Source organism: Lacibacter sediminis (assembly GCF_014168535.1).
Classification (GTDB): domain Bacteria; phylum Bacteroidota; class Bacteroidia; order Chitinophagales; family Chitinophagaceae; genus Lacibacter; species Lacibacter sediminis.
The window spans coordinates 4,034,740-4,052,629 of sequence record NZ_CP060007.1 but is presented as its reverse complement, the minus strand read 5'-3'; the positions used below and the strand labels follow the sequence as shown (position 1 = coordinate 4,052,629).

The window sequence follows — 17,890 nt, the reverse complement described above, 5'->3', positions numbered from 1 at the left end:
GTAGTTCGGCGAGTGCCACAGCCCTTGCACACAATGCCATCTGACACATCGCCTGAGAACGTTCAAGATGGTAGTATCGAAAAAACACGCCTTGGTTGCGTCTCCCGACCAACCAGAAATATTTAATTTCTTAAATAAAAGGTTAATTTAAATTCTTATATTAATTTTCGAATCTTATTAAGTTCAATTTTTCAGCCTGAAAATATATTGAATAAACTAACCTTTTTTGCTATGCGAAAAAAAATGCTTTACTTTTTTTTATCCCTTTTTTCTTGTACTTACAGCTATTCACAGCAACATTTTAGTTTTACAGTTATTGATTCGGCTAATACTAATTCAACCTTAACAATTGGTGAGTCATATTTTCAGCAAGAATTTGGAATGAAAGTGAAATCCAATTCTGTGGCCTGTAAAAATAACATGTTTCACTTTGTGGGCACAATAGAACACCCTACTGCAGTTAGGATCTATTTTTCAGGTGATAAAAGATATGAACGGTTTAATCAATTTTTCTTTATTGAACCCGGCAGTCAGGAAATAGTTATCAAGAACGGAGAAAAGGGGCTGTATATAGCCAAGAGACCAGCTACAAAAATTGAAAACGAGTTTCAATCATTTTTACATTTTGTCAATTCGGAAAATATTGACAGCATTCTTGAACCTGAAGTGCTTGTCAGCTATATTAAAAAAAATCCTTCTTCTTATATTGGATTATTTAAATTGATCGACCAGTCTTTCATGCATGATTTTTCAAATGAGTTTAATGTTGTCAAAACACTTTTTGATAGTAGTATCACTAAGACGAAGGAATATCAATACTTTGAAAACAGATATTTGAAGCAGCTGAATCTGCCTTCTATCGAAGTGACAAATGATGTAAAAAAGAAAATCAGAATAGATTTAAGTAGCAGCGGGAAGTATACATTACTTGTAATTTGGTTTAATGATTGTTTGCCATGTATTCGTGAAATGAAACAACTTGTACAATTAAACAAGGATCCGGAGTTTAGCAGTAGAATCAAAATAGTGCATGTAAGTGTTGACTCTTTGAAATTTATTAATGAAAATAAGGCAACGTTAAAGAAACATGGAGTTACGTGGGAAAATTATTGGGACGAAGACGGACAACAGTTAAAGAAACATATTATTTTAGACCGTTATCCCAGTTCATTACTGATCGATGACCGGGCAAATGTAGTTGCTAAAAATATTGAGGTTGAAAAAATACTTAATTACATCATCTCTAATTAATATTTATTTAGATGCCCACGATGGTAGTATCGAAAAAAAACACGCCTTGGTTGCGTCTCCCGACCAACCACTCAAAAATCCTTATTTTACTCTTATATTCAAGTGTGATTCGATATTTCGAATCCAATGTTGGTTAGGCGACCAATAATGGCGAACAGTAAAAACTTAAACCACAATAGGTGTCATTAACATGAATAGAACAAAGCGAAACGGGACAAAACTGTTCTATTGGCATACGATTATAGGATTTTTATGTTACGGCGTGTTGATATATGTACTGACAATTACATATTTCAATATATTTCATAGTTTATATCCGGAAACACTTGTTCCTAACTTGATAATTCCGATATCTTTATTTCTTTTTGTTAGCGGTTTTTATTTTTACTCTTTTTTCAAGATAAAAAGAAGGGTACTGTTTTTTCATATTTATGTTTATTTTTTCGTTCCAATTATGTTGATTCTGCCTTGGGAAAATTCATGGCTAATGTTCACAATGTGGTCTGTTTTTATTAGTTCGGGCATAGTGATTCTGGTTTTTAATATTCGTACAACCAAACAATTTTTTGAAAAGAATTTTTAACCTTCGTAGTCCTTATCAAAAAAACATGCCGTGGTTGTGTCTCCCGACCAACCACATTCAAGTATTCCCGCCTGCTTTCCTCTATTTCAAGAACTTAAACAAGTGTCACTATTCATAAAACCGTAGTTACATTCTATAAATGATTGTGTGCACTGTCTTATTTACATGTTACAGTGTCTTAATAACAGCGTGCAGTAACTTAATGAACAGATGCAGAAACTTAATTGAAGTGAACAGTAAATTAATTGGCAGTTACACTGTCTCAATTGCATGGTACAGTGCCTTAATTTCAATATGAAGTAGCTTAATTGAAGTGTACCGTAAAATAATCAGGGATATTTATCCTTTTTTCTTAGGCGCCGGTTTCTTCTTCACCTCCGGCAAATCAGATACTTTGGGATAAATATCTTTCATGCCATCTTCGCCATAAAAGCGCATGAGTAATTGCACACTTTCATTCAGGATGTTATAGCGGTTAGAATTAAAGATCTGCATTTTATCTTTCGGCAAACGAAGATTGAAAATGGTGTTGCCGGCAAGTACTGCATCAAAGTTTGGATTGAGTTGATTGAAGTATAAAAGATCGATCACCAGATTCTTTGCCATTACAACTGAACTAAATTTACCAACGATCGGCTGCACAGCAATATTCGGATCTGTTTTCTCAGGCGCAAACTCGATTGCTGCAGGTTGTTTGCCATCATTCACTACAGTTGTGATGCCACCTTTTCCTTCCATGATATAATGTGTGGCAATAAATTTCTTTACATGCATCCTGCTTTCTGCCGGAAGATAGTATTGCAGTTTCCAGAAATCACGACTGCCACTTTTCTTGATGGCACTGTACACACGTCCTGGTCCACCATTATAAGCAGCGATCACCAGCAACCAATCATTTAGATCATTATAAAGAGAAGTAAGATATTTTGCTGCGGCATGTGTGCTGCGGAAATAATCAGTACGTTCGTCAATCCAGTTATTTACATTCAAACCATATTCTTTGGCGGTGTAAGGCATAAACTGCCAAGGGCCACGTGCACCAACCCAACTGGTGGCATTCGTGTTCAGTCCGCTTTCAATAACGGCGAGATATTTTAATTCATGTGGCAGACCGTATTGTGTAAGCACATTATCGATCAAGGTAAAATAAGGCATTCCCCAACCTTTCATTTTCTGCAGGTTCTTTCCATAACGGTCGAGATAATCTTGTATAAATCCCCAAGCCTGCGGATGGATCTGCGCATCGTAAGAAGTAGAGGAATTAAATTCCTTGTTGACGAAAAGTGCCTGGAATCCATATTTCGATACATCGCCTTGCTTGTTTTCTCCTAAGGTGTCAACGGCGCTGCTATTAACAGCAGAATCCTTCTGTGCAAATGAAAACACAGAACAAGTGATTAATATGATGGAAAGAATAATTTTATGCATCGGCAAAACCCTTACGATGCCTTGTAATTTTTTAACAGCGCATCAGCAAGGCCGAGCAAAGATACTTCATCGAAATGCTTTGTCATCAATTGAAGTCCAAACGGTAAACCATTGCTGTGCTGAAACAACGGAATCGAAACGCCGGGGATACCAACGAGGTTGGCAAATACGGTATAGATATCAGCTAAATACATCTCGATCGGGTTGCTGCTCTTTTCGCCGATCTTAAATGCGGTGGAAGGAGATACAGGCATGAGCAATACGTCTATATCGCTGAAAACCAGTTTCGTTTGTTCATATAATTTGCGACGTACCTGTTGCGCTTTTGTATAATAAGCATCGTAATAACCGGCACTTAACACAAATGTGCCCAGCATAATGCGGCGCTGCACTTCTTTACCAAAACCTTCCGAACGGTTGGCCGAGTAAAATTCTGTTAATTCTTCTTTTACAGGTGTTGCCTGGTAGCCGTAACGCACCCCATCAAAACGGGAGAGGTTACTGCTGGCTTCAGCAGTGGTAAGAACATAGTAGGTTGGTACGATATAGTCGATCAGATCAAAGTCCAGTTCTTTCACTTCATATCCATCTGCTTTCAATTGGTTAATGAAGTTTGTATGCGTTGTTCTGATCTCTTCATCCAAACCTGCATGTTGCAAGGTTTGTTTGAAATAGCCAAGTACAGGCTTGGTTGATCTTTTTTCAGCAATGGCTGAGGTATAATCCGGAACAGGAAGAGTGGAAACCGTGGCATCGAAATCATCAGCTCCTGCAATTACAGAAAGCACAAGCGAAGCATCCTCAACGGTATGAGACAATACACCGATCTGGTCGAAGCTGGAGCCGTAAGCGATCAGCCCATGTCTGCTTACACGTCCATAGGTTGGCTTCACTCCCACAATACCACAGAAATCTGCAGGCTGACGAACGGAACCGCCTGTATCGCTACCTAAACTCACCATGCAAAGGTTGGCTTGTACAGCAACTGCTGAACCACCTGATGATCCGCCCGGAACCCTTGTCTCATCCAGCATATTTTTTACTGGTCCAAACGCAGAATTTTCATTGCTGCTGCCCATGGCAAATTCATCACAGTTATTTATACCGATGATGATCGCATCTTCAGCCAACAGTTTTTGTACAGCTGTCGAGTTATAAATAGAATGAAAGTTTTTGAGAATGTTTGATGATGCAGACAAAGGATGTTGCTGCCAGGCAATGACATCTTTAACTGTAATAACAACACCATGGAGTTTGCCGGCTGTTTTACCTGCAGCACGTTGCTCATCTAATTCAGTTGCCCTTTGTAATGCTTCTTCCGGAAAAGTGTGCAGCAACGCATTAAGATGTTCATACTTGTTTGTTTGTGCTAAATAGAATTCAACCGCCTGTTTACAGGAGGTTTTTCCATCAAACAAACGTTGCTGGTATGCTTTTATGGTTGCAAAAGGATACAATGAAGAATCTCTTCAGAAAATTGAAGTGAGAACGAAAATGAGCGTTAAAGAAATTACTGTTTGCTCTGATTTGCATCAGTAGGAGTAGAGCTCTCCTCGATTTCTTTACGAACAGTGTTCTTGGCATCGTTGAATTCACGGATACCTTTACCCAAACCTTTCATCAGCTCAGGGATCTTACGACCGCCGAACAACAACAAAATGATAATGGCAATAATGATAATTTCCTGGGTACCGAGAACGCCGAGAAGTATGGGTTGAAAATTCATGATATAAATTTTAAAGGAACACAAAGTTACAGTTATTTGTAACGCCGCCTTGAAAAGAAAAATAAAAAACCTTCCGGTAACGGAAGGTTTCAATGCGTTTAATTTCAGTAGAGATTAACGGATAAAATTCCTGCCGCATTTACCTGCTTTGCCATTTGCAGCCTGGTAAGGAGTGATACCACGGTTACATGACATTAAAAACATTGTAATTACAGCGAGGGCTACTAATACCTTTTTCATGATCGAGACGACTTATTTAGTTAATAAATAGAGTAACGATTACTTCAAAAGGTATGGGATTAGGAGAATCTGAACGATTCGGGGCTTAAATATAAGAATGAAATCCGGTTATTTAAAACATAAAAGGGGAAAGTTTTCTTTCCCCCTTTGTTAAATATGTTCAAAACGCCGATTATCTCATGCGCTTTTCCTTAATACGGGCACTTTTACCGCTTCTTTCACGGAGGTAGAAGAGTTTTGCACGGCTTACTTTACCTACTTTGTTGAGTTCAATTGAATCAACGTTTGGTGAGTTAACCGGGAAAGTACGTTCAACACCAACACCATCAGAGATCTTACGCACTGTAAATGTTGCAGTTGCGCCTTGTCCCTGGCGTTTGATCACATCTCCACGGAAACCCTGGATACGCTCTTTACCACCCTCAACGATCTTATAATTCACAGTAACGTTATCACCTGCTTTGAACTTTGGTTGTTCTTTCTTAGCAGTCAATTGCTCATGTACAAATGCAACAGCGGCGTTCATAACTCTTAATTTTTAGGACGGCAAAGGTAGGGGGTTTTTGGAGGAATCGGCAATTTGTTGGCAGGAATTTGGAAAAAAAGTTGATTCACTCTTTCCTAATCCCTAATTCCCAATTACTCTCTAACTACCTCGCTACGTTTACAGCTCTTTTTTCACGAATAACAGTCACCTTGATCTGGCCGGGATAAACCATTTCGGTTTGTATCTTCTGTGCCATTTCAAAGCTCAATTTATCTGATTCTGCATCGGTTACTTTCTCAGCTTCCACAATTACCCTCAATTCACGACCAGCCTGGATGGCATAGGCTTTTTCAACACCGGGATAACCCATTGCCAGGTTCTCCAGATCCTTGATACGCTGGAGGTATTGTTGCATGATCTCACGACGGGCACCAGGTCTTGCACCACTGATGGCATCGCAAGCCTGAACGATTGGCGAGATCACATACTGCATTTCCATTTCATCGTGGTGGGCACCAATGGCATTTACTACTGCCGGGTTCTCACCATATTTTTCAGCAAGCTTGGCACCAAGCAATGCGTGGCTCAATTCAGTTTCTTCATCCGGCACTTTACCAATATCGTGCAAGAGGCCGGCACGTTTTGCCAATTTCGGATTCATGCCTAATTCAGCAGCCATGATTGAGCAGAGGTTGGCTGTTTCACGGCTGTGCATCAACAGGTTTTGACCATAAGATGAACGGAAACGCATACGTCCCACCATCCTGATCAATTCTTTGTGCATACCGTGAATACCCAACTCAATAACAGTACGCTCGCCAATTTCCATTACCTGCTCTTCCAGTTGCTTACGGGTTTTTTCAACCACTTCTTCAACACGTGCAGGGTGAATACGACCATCGGCAACCAAACGTTGTAAGCTCAAACGGGCTACTTCACGACGAAGCGGATCGAAAGAGGAGAGAAGAATGGCTTCGGGTGTATCATCAACGATCAGGTCAACACCTGTTGCTGCTTCAATAGCACGGATGTTACGGCCTTCACGACCAATGATCTGGCCTTTTATTTCATCGCTTTCAAGGTTGAAAACGGTTACAGTATTTTCAATTGTTTGTTCAGCAGCTGTACGCTGAATAGACTGGATCACGATCTTACGTGCTTCCTTATTAGCCTTTAATTTGGCATCTTCAATAATTTCCTGTTGCAATACCAAAGCACGTGTTTGTGCTTCCTGCTTCAGACTTTCGATCAATTGGTTCTTGGCTTCTTCGGCACTTAAACCGGCAATTTTTTCCAAACGGCGGATATGCTCTTCCTGGTGTTTCTCCAGTTCGGTACGTTTCAGGTTTACTACCTCGATCTGGCGGTTGAGGTTTTCCTTGATCGCCTCATTCTCCTTTATCTGTTTGTCGAGATTGGCTTCTTTCTGGTTGATCGATTGTTCTTTCTGGCGGGCACGGTTCTCACTTTCGTTGATCTTGCGGTTGCGTTCCGTTACTTCACGATCATAATCCGATTTGAGCTGTACGAATTTTTCTTTCGCTTCCAGTTCCTTTTCCTTACGGATGGTTTCTGCTCTCAGCCCTGCTTCTTTTATGATTGATTGTGCCTGTAAATCTGCTTCCTCTAACTGTTTACGGGTGTTTTTTGCAAAGATGATCTTGCCCAAAATCACACCTGCTATGAGTGCGACCACACCTATTATGACATATAAAATTGCTGGTTCCATTGTTGTTGACTGGTTTGTTGTTTGTTTTCTGCAAATCGTTCCTTTCTATGGCGTTGTATAAGTTCATAGCGGGACAATAGTGGCGAAAATACAGAAAAAAGAGGTAGGAAACCTTGACGCCACTAACAGAATCAAGGCTTTAACATGTATAGGTAGGCTATTGATTATTGTTCTAAATGAACAAGCTGAGATTTTTTGCCTTGATTGTTACGCCTGCTGCAATAATTGGTCGATCTGAAGTTCCAGCTTCTTTAACGCATCAGCAGCCGCAGATTCATCAGTAGTGTCAGCACCTTTTGTATTAGTTGACGTAACATCTGTTGCATACCAAATGAGCACCATTGAAATATAGTCCTGCATATCCTTTCCGGCAAAACTGGTACGATATTCGAGGACCTTTTCATTGATGATCTTTACAGTTTTGCGTACATGCTCCTCATGTTCGGGGCTTACTTTGATCCTGTAACTGCGATCGCCAATAACAATATTTATCGGAATTAATGATTCCATCATACTAAAATATAAAAAGGTTGTTATATATTAGACACTCGTTAAAAAAGCCTCCTTATCCATCCGTTGCCGGCTGAGAAAATACCTCCCGTTTTATTATCTCTAAACCAACCTCAGAAACATGTTCGCAAAAGTGAAACCACAAGTGTTCATTGATACACTTACGTTAGAACTTTCTTCGCCGGATAAGCATGCCGTAAGAGCAGTATTGAAAGATGAGAGTGGATATGTATGCCGTCGTTTAGAATCAGAAGTATCTGCTCACCATTCACTTATCTGGAGCGGATTGAATGACTTGCCGTATGGCGTTTACACCATTGAATTAAAACAAGGTGATGACGAAATGAAAATGCGCATCATTAAACGTGTGTAATTCTATTCCGTAAGCAAAGCAATACATCGATCGATCTCCTTAATAAACAGATTGAGCTTTTTTTCAAGTTCTTTCTTCTCTTTGTCATCCAGTTGTTGCTGCGATGCTTTTAGGATCGCATTCTGCATTTCCAATACTTCTGTCTCCTGTTTTCTATCGAACTGTTTTTCTTTTAAATTGCTCAACTCATCTTTCAGCTTTTTATTCTCCTTTTCCAGCTGCTGATGCCTTTTAATGAGCAACTGCATTTTTTGCTGGAGAGATTGAATATGTTGATCAATAGCTGTCACAATGAATTGTTTGCTGAAAGATATTATTTTCTGATCTCTGCCGACAATTGTTTTTCCAATGCCTGGATAAGCGTATCCATCATCTTCTCCGTTTCTTTGTCCACTAATGTTTTTTCATCGTCTTGGAAGATAAAGTTGAGCGCCATCGATTTTTTATCTGCACCTATCTTTTCACTTTCAAACACATCGAATAATGAAACAGCTTTCAAGCGAGCCACTTTTGCATTGTTGATCGTTTTTTCCACTTCAGCATAACTGATGCCTTTTTCAATTACAATGGCCAGGTCACGCTCAACCGCCGGGAAACGTGGAATTTCTTTGTACTCCAGTTTTGCTTTTGCAGCAAGCTGTGTTAAGATGTTCCAGTTAATATCGGCGAAATAAACCGGTTGTTTGATATCGAACTGTTTTAATTGTGCAGCATCAACAATGCCAATTTTTGCAATTACTTGCTTTTTCACTTTGTAGTTGATCAAACCACTGAACCCTTTTTCTGCTTCTGCAATTTCAGTTTCAGCAGTTAAGCCTGCGTATTGGAGAATACTGTTGACCACCGATTTCAGAAAATACACATCCGTTGCTGAAGCTTTTTGTTTCCATGATGCTTCGGTACTACCGGTTGTGTAGATCGCTAAATGATCTGTTTCAAAATATTTACCAACGTCTGAAGTGGTATATGTTTTTCCAAATTCAAACAGGCGCAGATTGTTATTCCTGCGGTTGAGATTAAAGGAAACGCATTGCAATCCTGTTTCCAGCATTGACGGACGCATCACATTCAATTCAGCACTCAGGTTGTTCAACATCTTTACAGTTGTTGACAATACTTCTTCACTGTACCATGCACTGTTGGCAATAGAGTTGGTGAAGATTTCATTGAAACCCTGGCCGGCAAGTATATTGCTGATCTTTTCTTTATATGCGAAACTTGTTTGATCTGCTTCGGTTGACGGAGAAATAGTGATGCTTGTTGGTATCTCTACGTTATCCAATCCATCAATACGCATTACTTCTTCTGCAAGATCAGCAGGCAGTTCCATATCAGGTTTGCTGAAAGGAGCAGCTACCCATATTTCATCAATTGATTCTTTGATCAATTCAAAATTGAGTGATTCAAATATTTTCTTTACCGTATCCGGGTGATAATTTTTACCACTGATCTTTTTCAGGTAATGAAACTTGAGAGCGATCTGTGTTTTTTGTTTGGGTGTTGGATAAACATCCACCACATCGCTTGCAATTTCACCGCCACCTAATTCTTTGATCAATAAAGCAGCACGTTTTAATACGTTCACTGCGTTGCTAATATCAACGCCTTTTTCAAAACGTGTAGCAGCATCAGTGCGCAGGTTATGACGGAAAGATGTTTTACGTGTTGTAATTGGGTTGAACCATGCACTTTCTAAAAAGATATTCTTCGTGCTTTCTTTCACACCACTTTTTGTGCCACCGAACACACCGGCAATACACATGGGTTCTTCTGCATTGCAGATCATCAAGTCTTCAACACTCAGCTTGCGCTCTTTTTCATCGAGTGTAAGAAACGGAGTTCCTTCAGGAAGATTTTTTACGATCACTTCTTTACCCGTGATAGCATCTGCATCAAATGCATGCAATGGCTGACCGGTTTCATGCAGAATGTAATTCGTGATGTCGACTATATTATTAATAGGACGGACACCAATTGCTTTTAATCGTTGTTTCAACCAGGTTGGGCTTTCTTTCACCGTTATATTACTGATGCTTACACCTGCATAACGCTGACATGCATCTTTGTTCTCAACTTTTACAGTGATTGGTAACGATTTATTATCAACTTTAAATCCGTTGCTGAACGGCGTTTTAAGCGTGTATTGTTTTTTATCATGAAAGTTGAGATAAGCAATTACATCTCTTGCCACACCCATATGGCTCATGGCATCCATGTGGTTGGGTGTTAAACCAATTTCAATAATCCAATCGGTGTATAATTGAAAATAATCCGATGCCAAACTTCCCACTCTTGCATCTTCTATCAGGATCATGATGCCTGCATGACTTGCACCTAAACCAATTTCATCTTCGGCACAGATCATTCCCTGGCTTTCAACGCCACGGATCTTTGCTTTTTTCATGGTCATTGGTTCGCCGGTCAACGGGTAAATGGTTGTACCAACTGTTGCCACCACCACTTTTTGACCAACAGCAACATTCGGTGCACCACAAACGATTTGCAAAGGTTCTGCAGAACCAACATTCACTGTGGTAAGCGAAAGTTTATCAGCATCGGGATGTTTTTCGCAAGTGAGCACTTCACCAATCACGAGGCCTTTCAGCCCACCTTTCACTTCTTCATATGCTTCCATACTTTCCACTTCTAAACCAATGGAAGTAAGGATGCGGCTCAAACGCTCGGGTTCTACTGCTACGGGCAAATATTCATGGAGCCATTTATAACTGATCGTCATACTTAATCAACTTTTATTCAGAAAGCTGCAAAGATAATTGATTGAAGGCTTGAGGAGTAAACGAGTTTTGGGCGAAATCAAGCATCAAAAAATCATATCCCGAACCATTTTTCTGCAATGAAGAATCACGCAAAATCAATAGCTAAAAAAGGTAACAGTCAGGCGCAAGTGCAGACCGGCGTTATAATCAGTTTTTAGCGTTCCTTAATGATACCAAAAGCAAGCGGGTAAAGGTTTTCAGGTAAAGCAAAAGGAGGAAAAACCGTAAAAATCCATATTGTAATCCGCATCAGTCTGCCAAAAAAAAGCAGTAAAATCTTTCTGCACAGCGGGTGTGCAAATACATTAGGTTTGGGCGAAAAAATATTTTAAATTGAGGATAACAGGCTTGATTTATGTGAATGAATGAGCAAAAGCGGTGGATAACCGTGAATTTAATGTGAATTGCAGTTGAAGAAATTAAGGCGAGGATTTGTTTTTGCTTGTATCATTTTCTCATTTACATTCGTCGCCCTTGTTCCGGTAACAATTGCTTAACATGAAAATTGGGTAAACGATTGTGAAAGAAAAGAACCCAAATTCAACCATTGTATTTCCTGTTTAACTATGGATCTTACTAATCTCAATAAAGACCGCAAAACAAAGCGGAAGGCGCCGCTTGACCTCACCACCATGGTATATGGCAAAGTTCCGCCGCAGGCGAAGGAACTTGAAGAAGCTGTACTTGGTGCCGTAATGCTCGAAAAAAGTGCTTTCGATGCTATCAGCGAAATCTTACGTCCGGAATGTTTTTATGTAGATGCACACCAACGCATCTTCCGTGCTATGCAGGGGCTTACTGCTAAGAGTTCGCCCATTGATCTGCTTACAGTGGTGGAAGAATTAAAAATGCGTGAAGAACTGGAAATGGTTGGCGGTGCTTACTATGTAACCCGATTAACCAATACCGTTGTTTCTACTGCCAACATTGAAGCGCATGCACGTATCATTCTGCAGAAATTTTTGCAGCGTGAATTGATCCGCATCAGTGGCGAAACCATTGGTGATGCATACGAAGAAAGTACCGACGTATTCGATTTGCTGGATGATGCAGAAAGCAAACTGTTTGAAATAACCAATAACTATCTCCGTAAAAACTTTGATTCGTTTGATAATGTGTTGATCAAAACCATTCAGCGGATTGAAGACATGCGGAATAAGCAGGAAGACATTACCGGTGTACCAACCGGTTTTGCTACCATGGATAAAGTGATCTACGGTTGGCAACCATCGGATCTGGTGATCCTCGCTGCACGACCTGCCGTGGGTAAAACAGCGTTTGCGTTGAACCTCCTTCGGAATGCTGCATTGAGTGCAAGTAAACCAACACCTGTTGCTTTCTTCTCACTTGAGATGGGTGCTGCACAGTTGGTGCAACGTATTCTTTCTGCCGAAAGTGAGATCATGCTGGAAAAAATTTCCCGTGGTAAACTGGAAGATCATGAAGTGCAGCAGTTGTACAAAAAAGGTATTGAACGTTTAGCGAAAGCGCCCATCTTTATTGATGACAGTGCTGCTCTGAATATTTTTGAATTACGTGCCAAAGCCCGCCGACTTGTAAACAAACATGGCGTAGGTTTAATCATTATCGATTACTTGCAGTTGATGAGTGGAAGTGCCGGTAATAAAAATACCAACCGTGAACAGGAGATCAGTACTATTTCAAGGGGCTTGAAACAACTCGCCAAGGAATTGAACATTCCCATCATTGCACTTTCGCAGTTGAGTCGTGAAGTAGAGAAACGTAAAGATGGTAACAAGATGCCACAGTTGAGTGATCTCCGTGAATCGGGTGCCATTGAACAGGATGCCGATATGGTGATGTTCCTGTATCGTCCCGAGTACTATGATATTACATCGAACGAATTTGGTGAAAGCAATCGTGGTGAAACACATATTCGTATTGCGAAGCACAGGAACGGTTCGTTGGAAACGATCAAGCTGAGAGCTTTACTTCATATCCAGAAATTTGTGGAAGATGATTTTGGTGATAATATGGGAGGTGGCGGATTTGGTGGTTCACAGGGGCCATTACCTGGCGGACCAGGTATGATGCCCGGTGGCGGAAACTGGAAACCGGTACCAAGTGATGATGGTCCGAAAGTATTTGTTCAGAAAGGCAGTAAAATGAATGATATGAACTTCGATGAGGAAACGCCGTTTTAGATTTCTGATTTCGGATGTATGATTTTAGATTTGTCCCGCTTGCTTAAAGCGGGACAAATTTTTTTATGGCTCTACCATTTTTTTATATTGAAACTTTTGATGCAACTCAGCAACTCATTACGTTGAATGAAGAAACTTCCAAACACGTAGTGCAGGTATTGCGTATGCAGGTGGGTGAGCAATTGAATTTAACAGATGGGAAAGGAAGTATGCTCACTGCTGCAATCAGCGATGCACATAAGAAACATTGCGTGGTGCAGGTAAAGGCTGTAAGCTATCAGCCACAAGCTGCTCGCAAAATAACTATCGCAGTTTCTTTGGTTAAGAATGCAAGTCGGTTTGAATGGTTTTTGGAAAAGGCAACAGAGATCGGTGTTACAGAAATTATTCCGTTGCTGTGCGAACGCACGGAACGACAACATTTCCGTTATGATCGTATGAAAGGAATAGTAGTAAGTGCAATGTTACAAAGCCAGCAAAGATGGTTGTCTCTTTTGCATGAGCCAATGAAATTTGAAAATGCACTTCGCCTGACGCCCTCGTCTGACGGAATACTGAAACTGATCGCTCATTGCGAAGAAACAGAAAGGAATTCATTGAATAAAATCCTGAGCGAAGCCGAAGGGTCAAATTGTATAATACTGATCGGTCCTGAAGGTGATTTCACCAATGAGGAAATTAATCTGGCAATTGCTGCAGAATTTAAACCGGTTATGTTAGGTGAAACGAGATTAAGAACCGAAACTGCAGGAGTAGTTGCTGCTGCATTATTATGTATTGCCTAATAGCAGAAAACGCAAAACTCAAGTGTTGCTTTTTAAATAGAATAGGCCGACCTTACAATTGATTAATTTATCTCTGCCGCAAAATTTTTCTTTCATTTCTAAAACATGAGAATATGAAAAGGGATATTTTATCTGTTGGCGGTATTGTGTTTATTTCACTTTCACTTTTATTCTTGGCGTATCTGTTTGTTAGTTCTCTAACAAAACAATTCTTCAATCAGGATTCTGATTATGCGGACACATGGATGGCAACACCAACAGCATTCAGCAAGTAGGTTTTACTGTTTTCTTATTATATGCGATTGGATATTTCAAGCTTAGAGAGGTAATTAACAGCTAAGGTTGGAGAGACGAAGACCTAACCGTGGTTCACACAGTTGAAAGATGAACCTGTGCAAAAGATCAGTTCACAATTTTATTGGCACAGCTGCTGCTGGCGAAAGCTTCAGGTTTGGCTTTAAAGGCAAAGCCCATACCAAGGATATAACCCATTGCTTCACGCAATGCTTCATTGCTTTTGAAGTGAGGGTTGGTGTTGATGTCGGCATGTACTTCCATATCCACATCATACTCTGTAAAGAGGTCGCAAAGCTCATAAGCAATTTCAATACTCTTTGCAACTTCAACAAGCATACGTTCTTTAATGGAATACTTCTGTCTTGTTTTTTCGTTGTGAATGAACATGAAGCCGCCATGACCTTCACGTAGAAAAACAATGACCGTTGCAAACTCTGTTTCCATTCCTTTTACCTGGCTGTCGGTACCAACACAAACTTTCAGGCGAAAGCCTTTGCCGGTTTCTCTTATAATGGCGGCACGTACCTCTTCCTTGATCGGAATGCGGATATGCTCGCCATTGAATTTTCTCCATTTCATAAAAAAGGGTTTCCCTAATTTACGAAATTCTTTCCGGCTGCTGCAAGATTGTTGAGTTATGTGTTTATTAACAGCTGGGGATAACCGAAGAAGAAAACAGACAATGTATAATAGGCAACTGGTAAGTGGTACCGCAATCGTCAATCTACAATCCGCTTAATATTGCCCGGTACTTAATAACACCAATGTACAGGCTTCCATTGGCTGAATATTATTTTGAAGCGCAAGTTGTTTCAGCTCTTCATTTTCAGCACCCGGGTTAAAGATGATGCGTTTTGGTTTGAGCGAAAGAATATAATCGTAATATTCTTTTTGATGAAGAGGATTGAGGTAGAGCGTAACAGTATCGAGCTCTTCAACAGGTTGCTTTGTTGTTTCAATTGTTACATCATCAACAGTTCCTGTATGCTTACCAATACCAACTACTTCGTGGCCTTTATTGCGAAGACGTTGTATGGCAAGATAGCTGTACCGTGAACTGTTATCAGAGGCGCCGAGTACAAGTGTTTTTTTGCTCATGTTGTAAAGTTACATCAATTGAAGCGCTGCAGTTTTACCAAAGCTTGTATTGTTTTTTAGGAGTAGATGCAATTACCTGTTCCAATGCATCCTTCAGGTGTGGATACTTAAATACAAATCCAGCTTGCAGCATTTTTGTTGGAACAACCCATCTGCTTTTAAGCACTAATTCAGTTTCTGTTCCAATGATGAATGCTCCCAACTTCAGCATCCATTCAAAAGCGGGAAGACCGATTTTTGTATTGGTTACTTTTCTAAGTGTTTCCATGAAGTGCTCATTGCTCACAGGATTGGGTGATGAACAATTATAGGTTCCTTCCAGCTCATTATGTTCGTACAAGTATTCAATCATTCTGCAAGTGTCTTCAATATGCACCCAGCTATACATTTGTTTACCGTTGCCTTGTTTGCCTCCCAATCCGAATTTTAGTAGATTGAAATAGGGAATCATTACTCCACCTGACCCAAGTGTAATTGCCATTCGCAATGCGGCCTTCCTTGTGAATGGAGTTCTTTCTTCATAAAATGTTTCTTCCCACTGCTTACATACACGAACAGAAAAGTCATCTTTGATTTCGCCTGTTAATTCATCCTGCGGTTTGTCTTCGGCATGTCTATAAATAGTTGCAGACGAGGCATTGATCCAAAGCTTTGGAGGCTGTACAAGTTTATGAATCGCTTCGCCAATTATTTTTGTTGCATTGACACGGCTGTCAATAATTTCCTGTTTGTTTTTTGCTGTGTACCGGCAGTTCACAGATTTACCTGCCATGTTCACAATCATATCTGCTCCATCTAATTCTTTGTGCCATGGTCCAATCGTCTTTCCATCCCACTGAATGAAAGTAGTTTTTGAAAGCTCAGTACTTGTAAGACTGGTATATTGATTTCTGTTATTACTGCTGTTGGGCAATTGTCTTGTTAAAATAACAATCGTATTATCTTTCCCAAAGTACCTGATCATTTCTTCCCCAATAAAGCCGGAACCACCTGCAATAATTATCTTTTTGTTTGTCATTTTGTACTTAGTTTAAATAATATATAATATTAAAAACAAACAACCAGATAAACACAACTGCAAAGGTGATGAACAATGTATTCATCAATACTTCTCCAATTTTAAAAATGAGCTTATTTGGAATTTCATACATAGGGTAGTACGCAAATTGTGTAATGACTTTACCCGTCCAGTAAGCAGCAATTAACCCGGTTACTGCAACAGCAAGCGGACTGCCATTCTTTAACTCATCAGCCAGTAAGAAGGAGATCAAACCAAAGGAAAAGTTTAAACCTTGTATGTAGCGACCATATGTTTTTGCGATTTCCTGGTTAAGCGGTTTTAGCTTTTTGATATCGTTGTACCAATCGAAAACTTTGTGTCGCACATAAGGATAAACCATGGCTGTAAAAATTTGTCCGGCTGCGCCAATGTAAATGAGCCAGTTGGGGATTGTGTAGTTCATAACAATTTATTTAGTGATGAATTATTTCAAATGCACAAACTCTTTCAATTGCAAAGCCCTTAATTCTCTCCAGCAGATCCATGTGTATACAATTGCCATGAAAGGGGCGGCATATAATAATATCCATAAGCCAATACCAAGTGGAGTAAGCAGCAGCAGAATAACAACCAACCAGTGATAATACAAACGAAGGCTATTGGTATTTGTAAACCAATGTGCCAAAGCATGGACGATCATACCGGTTACGTGTAGGGCTCCAACAACATAGTAGGCAGTGAAGAGTAGTCCGCCCTCATGTGTAATAAGCCAGCTGATAAAAAATGCCAAGATCAGTAATACACTACTGTAAAATTCGAATTGCTTAAACAGTTTCATGTTTCATGTATTTTATAATTTCAGAAAAAAATGAAAATAGTGTGTTTTAAAAAAGCCGAACGAATCGGCTGTATTGATCTTTGATCAACTATTTAAAGAGCTTCAATGCTGTACTGATGAACCAATTCTCATCACTCTTCACAACAACATCGAGCATACTATCGGCATGTGCACCAAATTTTTTAATACCGCTGATAGTATCAAGAAATGTTTTTACTTCCTTGTCTTTTTTATCGCCATCCACTTTACTTAACTGATCCATCAGTTTCATCATTGGATCCAATTCACGTTTCTTGCGTTCTTTAATGATCTGGCGTGCTACTTTCCAGATATCTTTTTCAGCTGTGAAATATTCTTTGCGTTCACCTTGGATCAGCACACGATCCACCAAACCCCAATCGATCAGGTCACGGATGTTCATGTTCACATTCCCCCGGCTGATATTCAACTGGGCCATCACATCGTCCTGTGTTAAAGGGTCAGGACTGATCATCAGCAACGCATGAACTTGTGCCATGGTGCGGTTAATACCCCAATGTGTACCCATGGCGCCCCAGGTGCTGATGAACTGTTGTTTGGCTTCCGATAATTTCATGGCCCTAA

Annotated in this window: 20 protein-coding genes; 5 read left to right on the top strand and 15 right to left on the bottom strand. The window is 40.0% G+C overall.

The features are described 5' to 3' along the window. The first annotated feature begins 231 nt into the window (after positions 1–231). Positions 232–1,251, top strand: a complete 1,020-nt coding sequence (locus tag H4075_RS17205; RefSeq protein ID WP_182802062.1) for a TlpA disulfide reductase family protein — start codon at positions 232–234, stop codon at positions 1,249–1,251. Positions 1,252–2,173: 922 nt separating this feature from the next. On the opposite strand, the gene H4075_RS17200 is transcribed toward H4075_RS17205, so the two are convergent. The 7 genes from H4075_RS17200 to H4075_RS17175 form a co-directional block, all read right to left on the bottom strand. After that, entirely contained in the window at positions 2,174–3,220 is a 1,047-nt protein-coding gene (locus tag H4075_RS17200; RefSeq protein ID WP_182802061.1) for a lytic transglycosylase domain-containing protein, read from the bottom strand. A gap of 53 nt (positions 3,221–3,273) precedes the next feature. Continuing rightward, complete coding sequence (gatA, locus tag H4075_RS17195) at positions 3,274–4,719, bottom strand: Asp-tRNA(Asn)/Glu-tRNA(Gln) amidotransferase subunit GatA (protein ID WP_182802060.1); 1,446 nt, start codon at positions 4,717–4,719, stop codon at positions 3,274–3,276. A 53-nt stretch (positions 4,720–4,772) separates the two neighbouring features. Beyond that, positions 4,773–4,988, bottom strand: a complete 216-nt coding sequence (locus H4075_RS17190; protein WP_182802059.1) for a Sec-independent protein translocase subunit TatA/TatB — start codon at positions 4,986–4,988, stop codon at positions 4,773–4,775. Between the two features lie 114 nt (positions 4,989–5,102). Further along, entirely contained in the window at positions 5,103–5,228 is a 126-nt protein-coding gene (locus H4075_RS21700) for a hypothetical protein (RefSeq protein WP_255460217.1), read from the bottom strand. A 172-nt stretch (positions 5,229–5,400) separates the two neighbouring features. Continuing rightward, complete coding sequence (rplS, locus tag H4075_RS17185; protein WP_182802058.1) at positions 5,401–5,754, bottom strand: 50S ribosomal protein L19; 354 nt, start codon at positions 5,752–5,754, stop codon at positions 5,401–5,403. 124 nt (positions 5,755–5,878) lie between these two features. Then, a complete protein-coding gene (rny, locus tag H4075_RS17180) occupies positions 5,879–7,444 on the bottom strand; it encodes a ribonuclease Y (protein WP_182802057.1) in 1,566 nt (521 codons plus the stop codon). Between the two features lie 207 nt (positions 7,445–7,651). Continuing rightward, positions 7,652–7,957 (bottom strand): cell division protein ZapA, encoded by a 306-nt coding sequence (locus H4075_RS17175; RefSeq protein ID WP_182802056.1) that lies wholly within the window; start codon positions 7,955–7,957, stop codon positions 7,652–7,654. Positions 7,958–8,075: 118 nt separating this feature from the next. Between H4075_RS17175 and H4075_RS17170 the strand changes: the two genes are divergently transcribed. Then, positions 8,076–8,327 (top strand): hypothetical protein, encoded by a 252-nt coding sequence (locus H4075_RS17170; RefSeq protein ID WP_182802055.1) that lies wholly within the window; start codon positions 8,076–8,078, stop codon positions 8,325–8,327. Between the two features lie 2 nt (positions 8,328–8,329). Here H4075_RS17170 and H4075_RS17165 read toward each other — a convergent pair whose 3' ends face one another. Both H4075_RS17165 and pheT read right to left on the bottom strand, forming a co-directional pair. Continuing rightward, positions 8,330–8,617, bottom strand: a complete 288-nt coding sequence (locus H4075_RS17165) for a hypothetical protein (RefSeq protein WP_182802054.1) — start codon at positions 8,615–8,617, stop codon at positions 8,330–8,332. A gap of 23 nt (positions 8,618–8,640) precedes the next feature. Continuing rightward, positions 8,641–11,064 carry a phenylalanine--tRNA ligase subunit beta gene (gene pheT / locus H4075_RS17160; RefSeq protein ID WP_182802053.1) on the bottom strand — a complete coding sequence of 808 codons (2,424 nt, stop codon included), beginning with the start codon at positions 11,062–11,064 and terminating at the stop codon, positions 8,641–8,643. Between the two features lie 606 nt (positions 11,065–11,670). Between pheT and dnaB the strand changes: the two genes are divergently transcribed. The 3 genes from dnaB (at position 11,671) to H4075_RS17145 (ending at position 14,329) form a co-directional block, all read left to right on the top strand. Then, the gene (gene dnaB / locus H4075_RS17155; protein ID WP_182802052.1) at positions 11,671–13,269 is read left to right on the top strand and encodes a replicative DNA helicase; all 1,599 of its coding nucleotides are present in this window, start codon (positions 11,671–11,673) and stop codon (positions 13,267–13,269) included. A 65-nt stretch (positions 13,270–13,334) separates the two neighbouring features. Further along, complete coding sequence (locus tag H4075_RS17150; protein ID WP_182802051.1) at positions 13,335–14,054, top strand: RsmE family RNA methyltransferase; 720 nt, start codon at positions 13,335–13,337, stop codon at positions 14,052–14,054. Between the two features lie 113 nt (positions 14,055–14,167). Beyond that, positions 14,168–14,329: a hypothetical protein gene (locus H4075_RS17145; protein WP_182802050.1), complete on the top strand. Its 162-nt coding sequence runs from the start codon at positions 14,168–14,170 to the stop codon at positions 14,327–14,329. A 127-nt stretch (positions 14,330–14,456) separates the two neighbouring features. On the opposite strand, the gene H4075_RS17140 is transcribed toward H4075_RS17145, so the two are convergent. From H4075_RS17140 to H4075_RS17115, 6 genes are all read right to left on the bottom strand, one after another. Further along, positions 14,457–14,930: a ribonuclease H-like YkuK family protein gene (locus H4075_RS17140; protein ID WP_182802049.1), complete on the bottom strand. Its 474-nt coding sequence runs from the start codon at positions 14,928–14,930 to the stop codon at positions 14,457–14,459. A 156-nt stretch (positions 14,931–15,086) separates the two neighbouring features. Continuing rightward, complete coding sequence (locus H4075_RS17135; RefSeq protein ID WP_182802048.1) at positions 15,087–15,449, bottom strand: CoA-binding protein; 363 nt, start codon at positions 15,447–15,449, stop codon at positions 15,087–15,089. Positions 15,450–15,483: 34 nt separating this feature from the next. Further along, positions 15,484–16,467: a TIGR01777 family oxidoreductase gene (locus H4075_RS17130; RefSeq protein WP_182802047.1), complete on the bottom strand. Its 984-nt coding sequence runs from the start codon at positions 16,465–16,467 to the stop codon at positions 15,484–15,486. Positions 16,468–16,474: 7 nt separating this feature from the next. Continuing rightward, positions 16,475–16,912, bottom strand: a complete 438-nt coding sequence (locus H4075_RS17125; protein ID WP_182802046.1) for a hypothetical protein — start codon at positions 16,910–16,912, stop codon at positions 16,475–16,477. A gap of 21 nt (positions 16,913–16,933) precedes the next feature. Next, positions 16,934–17,287: a hypothetical protein gene (locus tag H4075_RS17120; RefSeq protein WP_182802045.1), complete on the bottom strand. Its 354-nt coding sequence runs from the start codon at positions 17,285–17,287 to the stop codon at positions 16,934–16,936. 88 nt (positions 17,288–17,375) lie between these two features. Then, the gene (locus tag H4075_RS17115; RefSeq protein ID WP_182802044.1) at positions 17,376–17,882 is read right to left on the bottom strand and encodes a GbsR/MarR family transcriptional regulator; all 507 of its coding nucleotides are present in this window, start codon (positions 17,880–17,882) and stop codon (positions 17,376–17,378) included. Between the last annotated feature and the right edge of the window lie 8 nt (positions 17,883–17,890).

Bases quoted from the DNA above. Each gene is read 5' to 3' on its own strand.
- H4075_RS17205 (WP_182802062.1), top strand. From the start codon at position 232: ATGCGAAAAAAAATGCTTTACTTTTTTTTATCCCTTTTTTCTTGTACT.
- H4075_RS17190 (WP_182802059.1), bottom strand. From the start codon at position 4,988: ATGAATTTTCAACCCATACTTCTCGGCGTTCTCGGTACCCAGGAAATT.
- H4075_RS21700 (WP_255460217.1), bottom strand. From the start codon at position 5,228: ATGAAAAAGGTATTAGTAGCCCTCGCTGTAATTACAATGTTTTTAATG.
- rplS (WP_182802058.1), bottom strand. From the start codon at position 5,754: ATGAACGCCGCTGTTGCATTTGTACATGAGCAATTGACTGCTAAGAAA.
- rny (WP_182802057.1), bottom strand. From the start codon at position 7,444: ATGGAACCAGCAATTTTATATGTCATAATAGGTGTGGTCGCACTCATA.
- H4075_RS17175 (WP_182802056.1), bottom strand. From the start codon at position 7,957: ATGATGGAATCATTAATTCCGATAAATATTGTTATTGGCGATCGCAGT.
- H4075_RS17170 (WP_182802055.1), top strand. From the start codon at position 8,076: ATGTTCGCAAAAGTGAAACCACAAGTGTTCATTGATACACTTACGTTA.
- pheT (WP_182802053.1), bottom strand. From the start codon at position 11,064: ATGACGATCAGTTATAAATGGCTCCATGAATATTTGCCCGTAGCAGTA.
- dnaB (WP_182802052.1), top strand. From the start codon at position 11,671: ATGGATCTTACTAATCTCAATAAAGACCGCAAAACAAAGCGGAAGGCG.
- H4075_RS17150 (WP_182802051.1), top strand. From the start codon at position 13,335: ATGGCTCTACCATTTTTTTATATTGAAACTTTTGATGCAACTCAGCAA.
- H4075_RS17145 (WP_182802050.1), top strand. From the start codon at position 14,168: ATGAAAAGGGATATTTTATCTGTTGGCGGTATTGTGTTTATTTCACTT.
- H4075_RS17140 (WP_182802049.1), bottom strand. From the start codon at position 14,930: ATGAAATGGAGAAAATTCAATGGCGAGCATATCCGCATTCCGATCAAG.
- H4075_RS17135 (WP_182802048.1), bottom strand. From the start codon at position 15,449: ATGAGCAAAAAAACACTTGTACTCGGCGCCTCTGATAACAGTTCACGG.
- H4075_RS17130 (WP_182802047.1), bottom strand. From the start codon at position 16,467: ATGACAAACAAAAAGATAATTATTGCAGGTGGTTCCGGCTTTATTGGG.
- H4075_RS17125 (WP_182802046.1), bottom strand. From the start codon at position 16,912: ATGAACTACACAATCCCCAACTGGCTCATTTACATTGGCGCAGCCGGA.
- H4075_RS17120 (WP_182802045.1), bottom strand. From the start codon at position 17,287: ATGAAACTGTTTAAGCAATTCGAATTTTACAGTAGTGTATTACTGATC.
- H4075_RS17115 (WP_182802044.1), bottom strand. From the start codon at position 17,882: ATGAAATTATCGGAAGCCAAACAACAGTTCATCAGCACCTGGGGCGCC.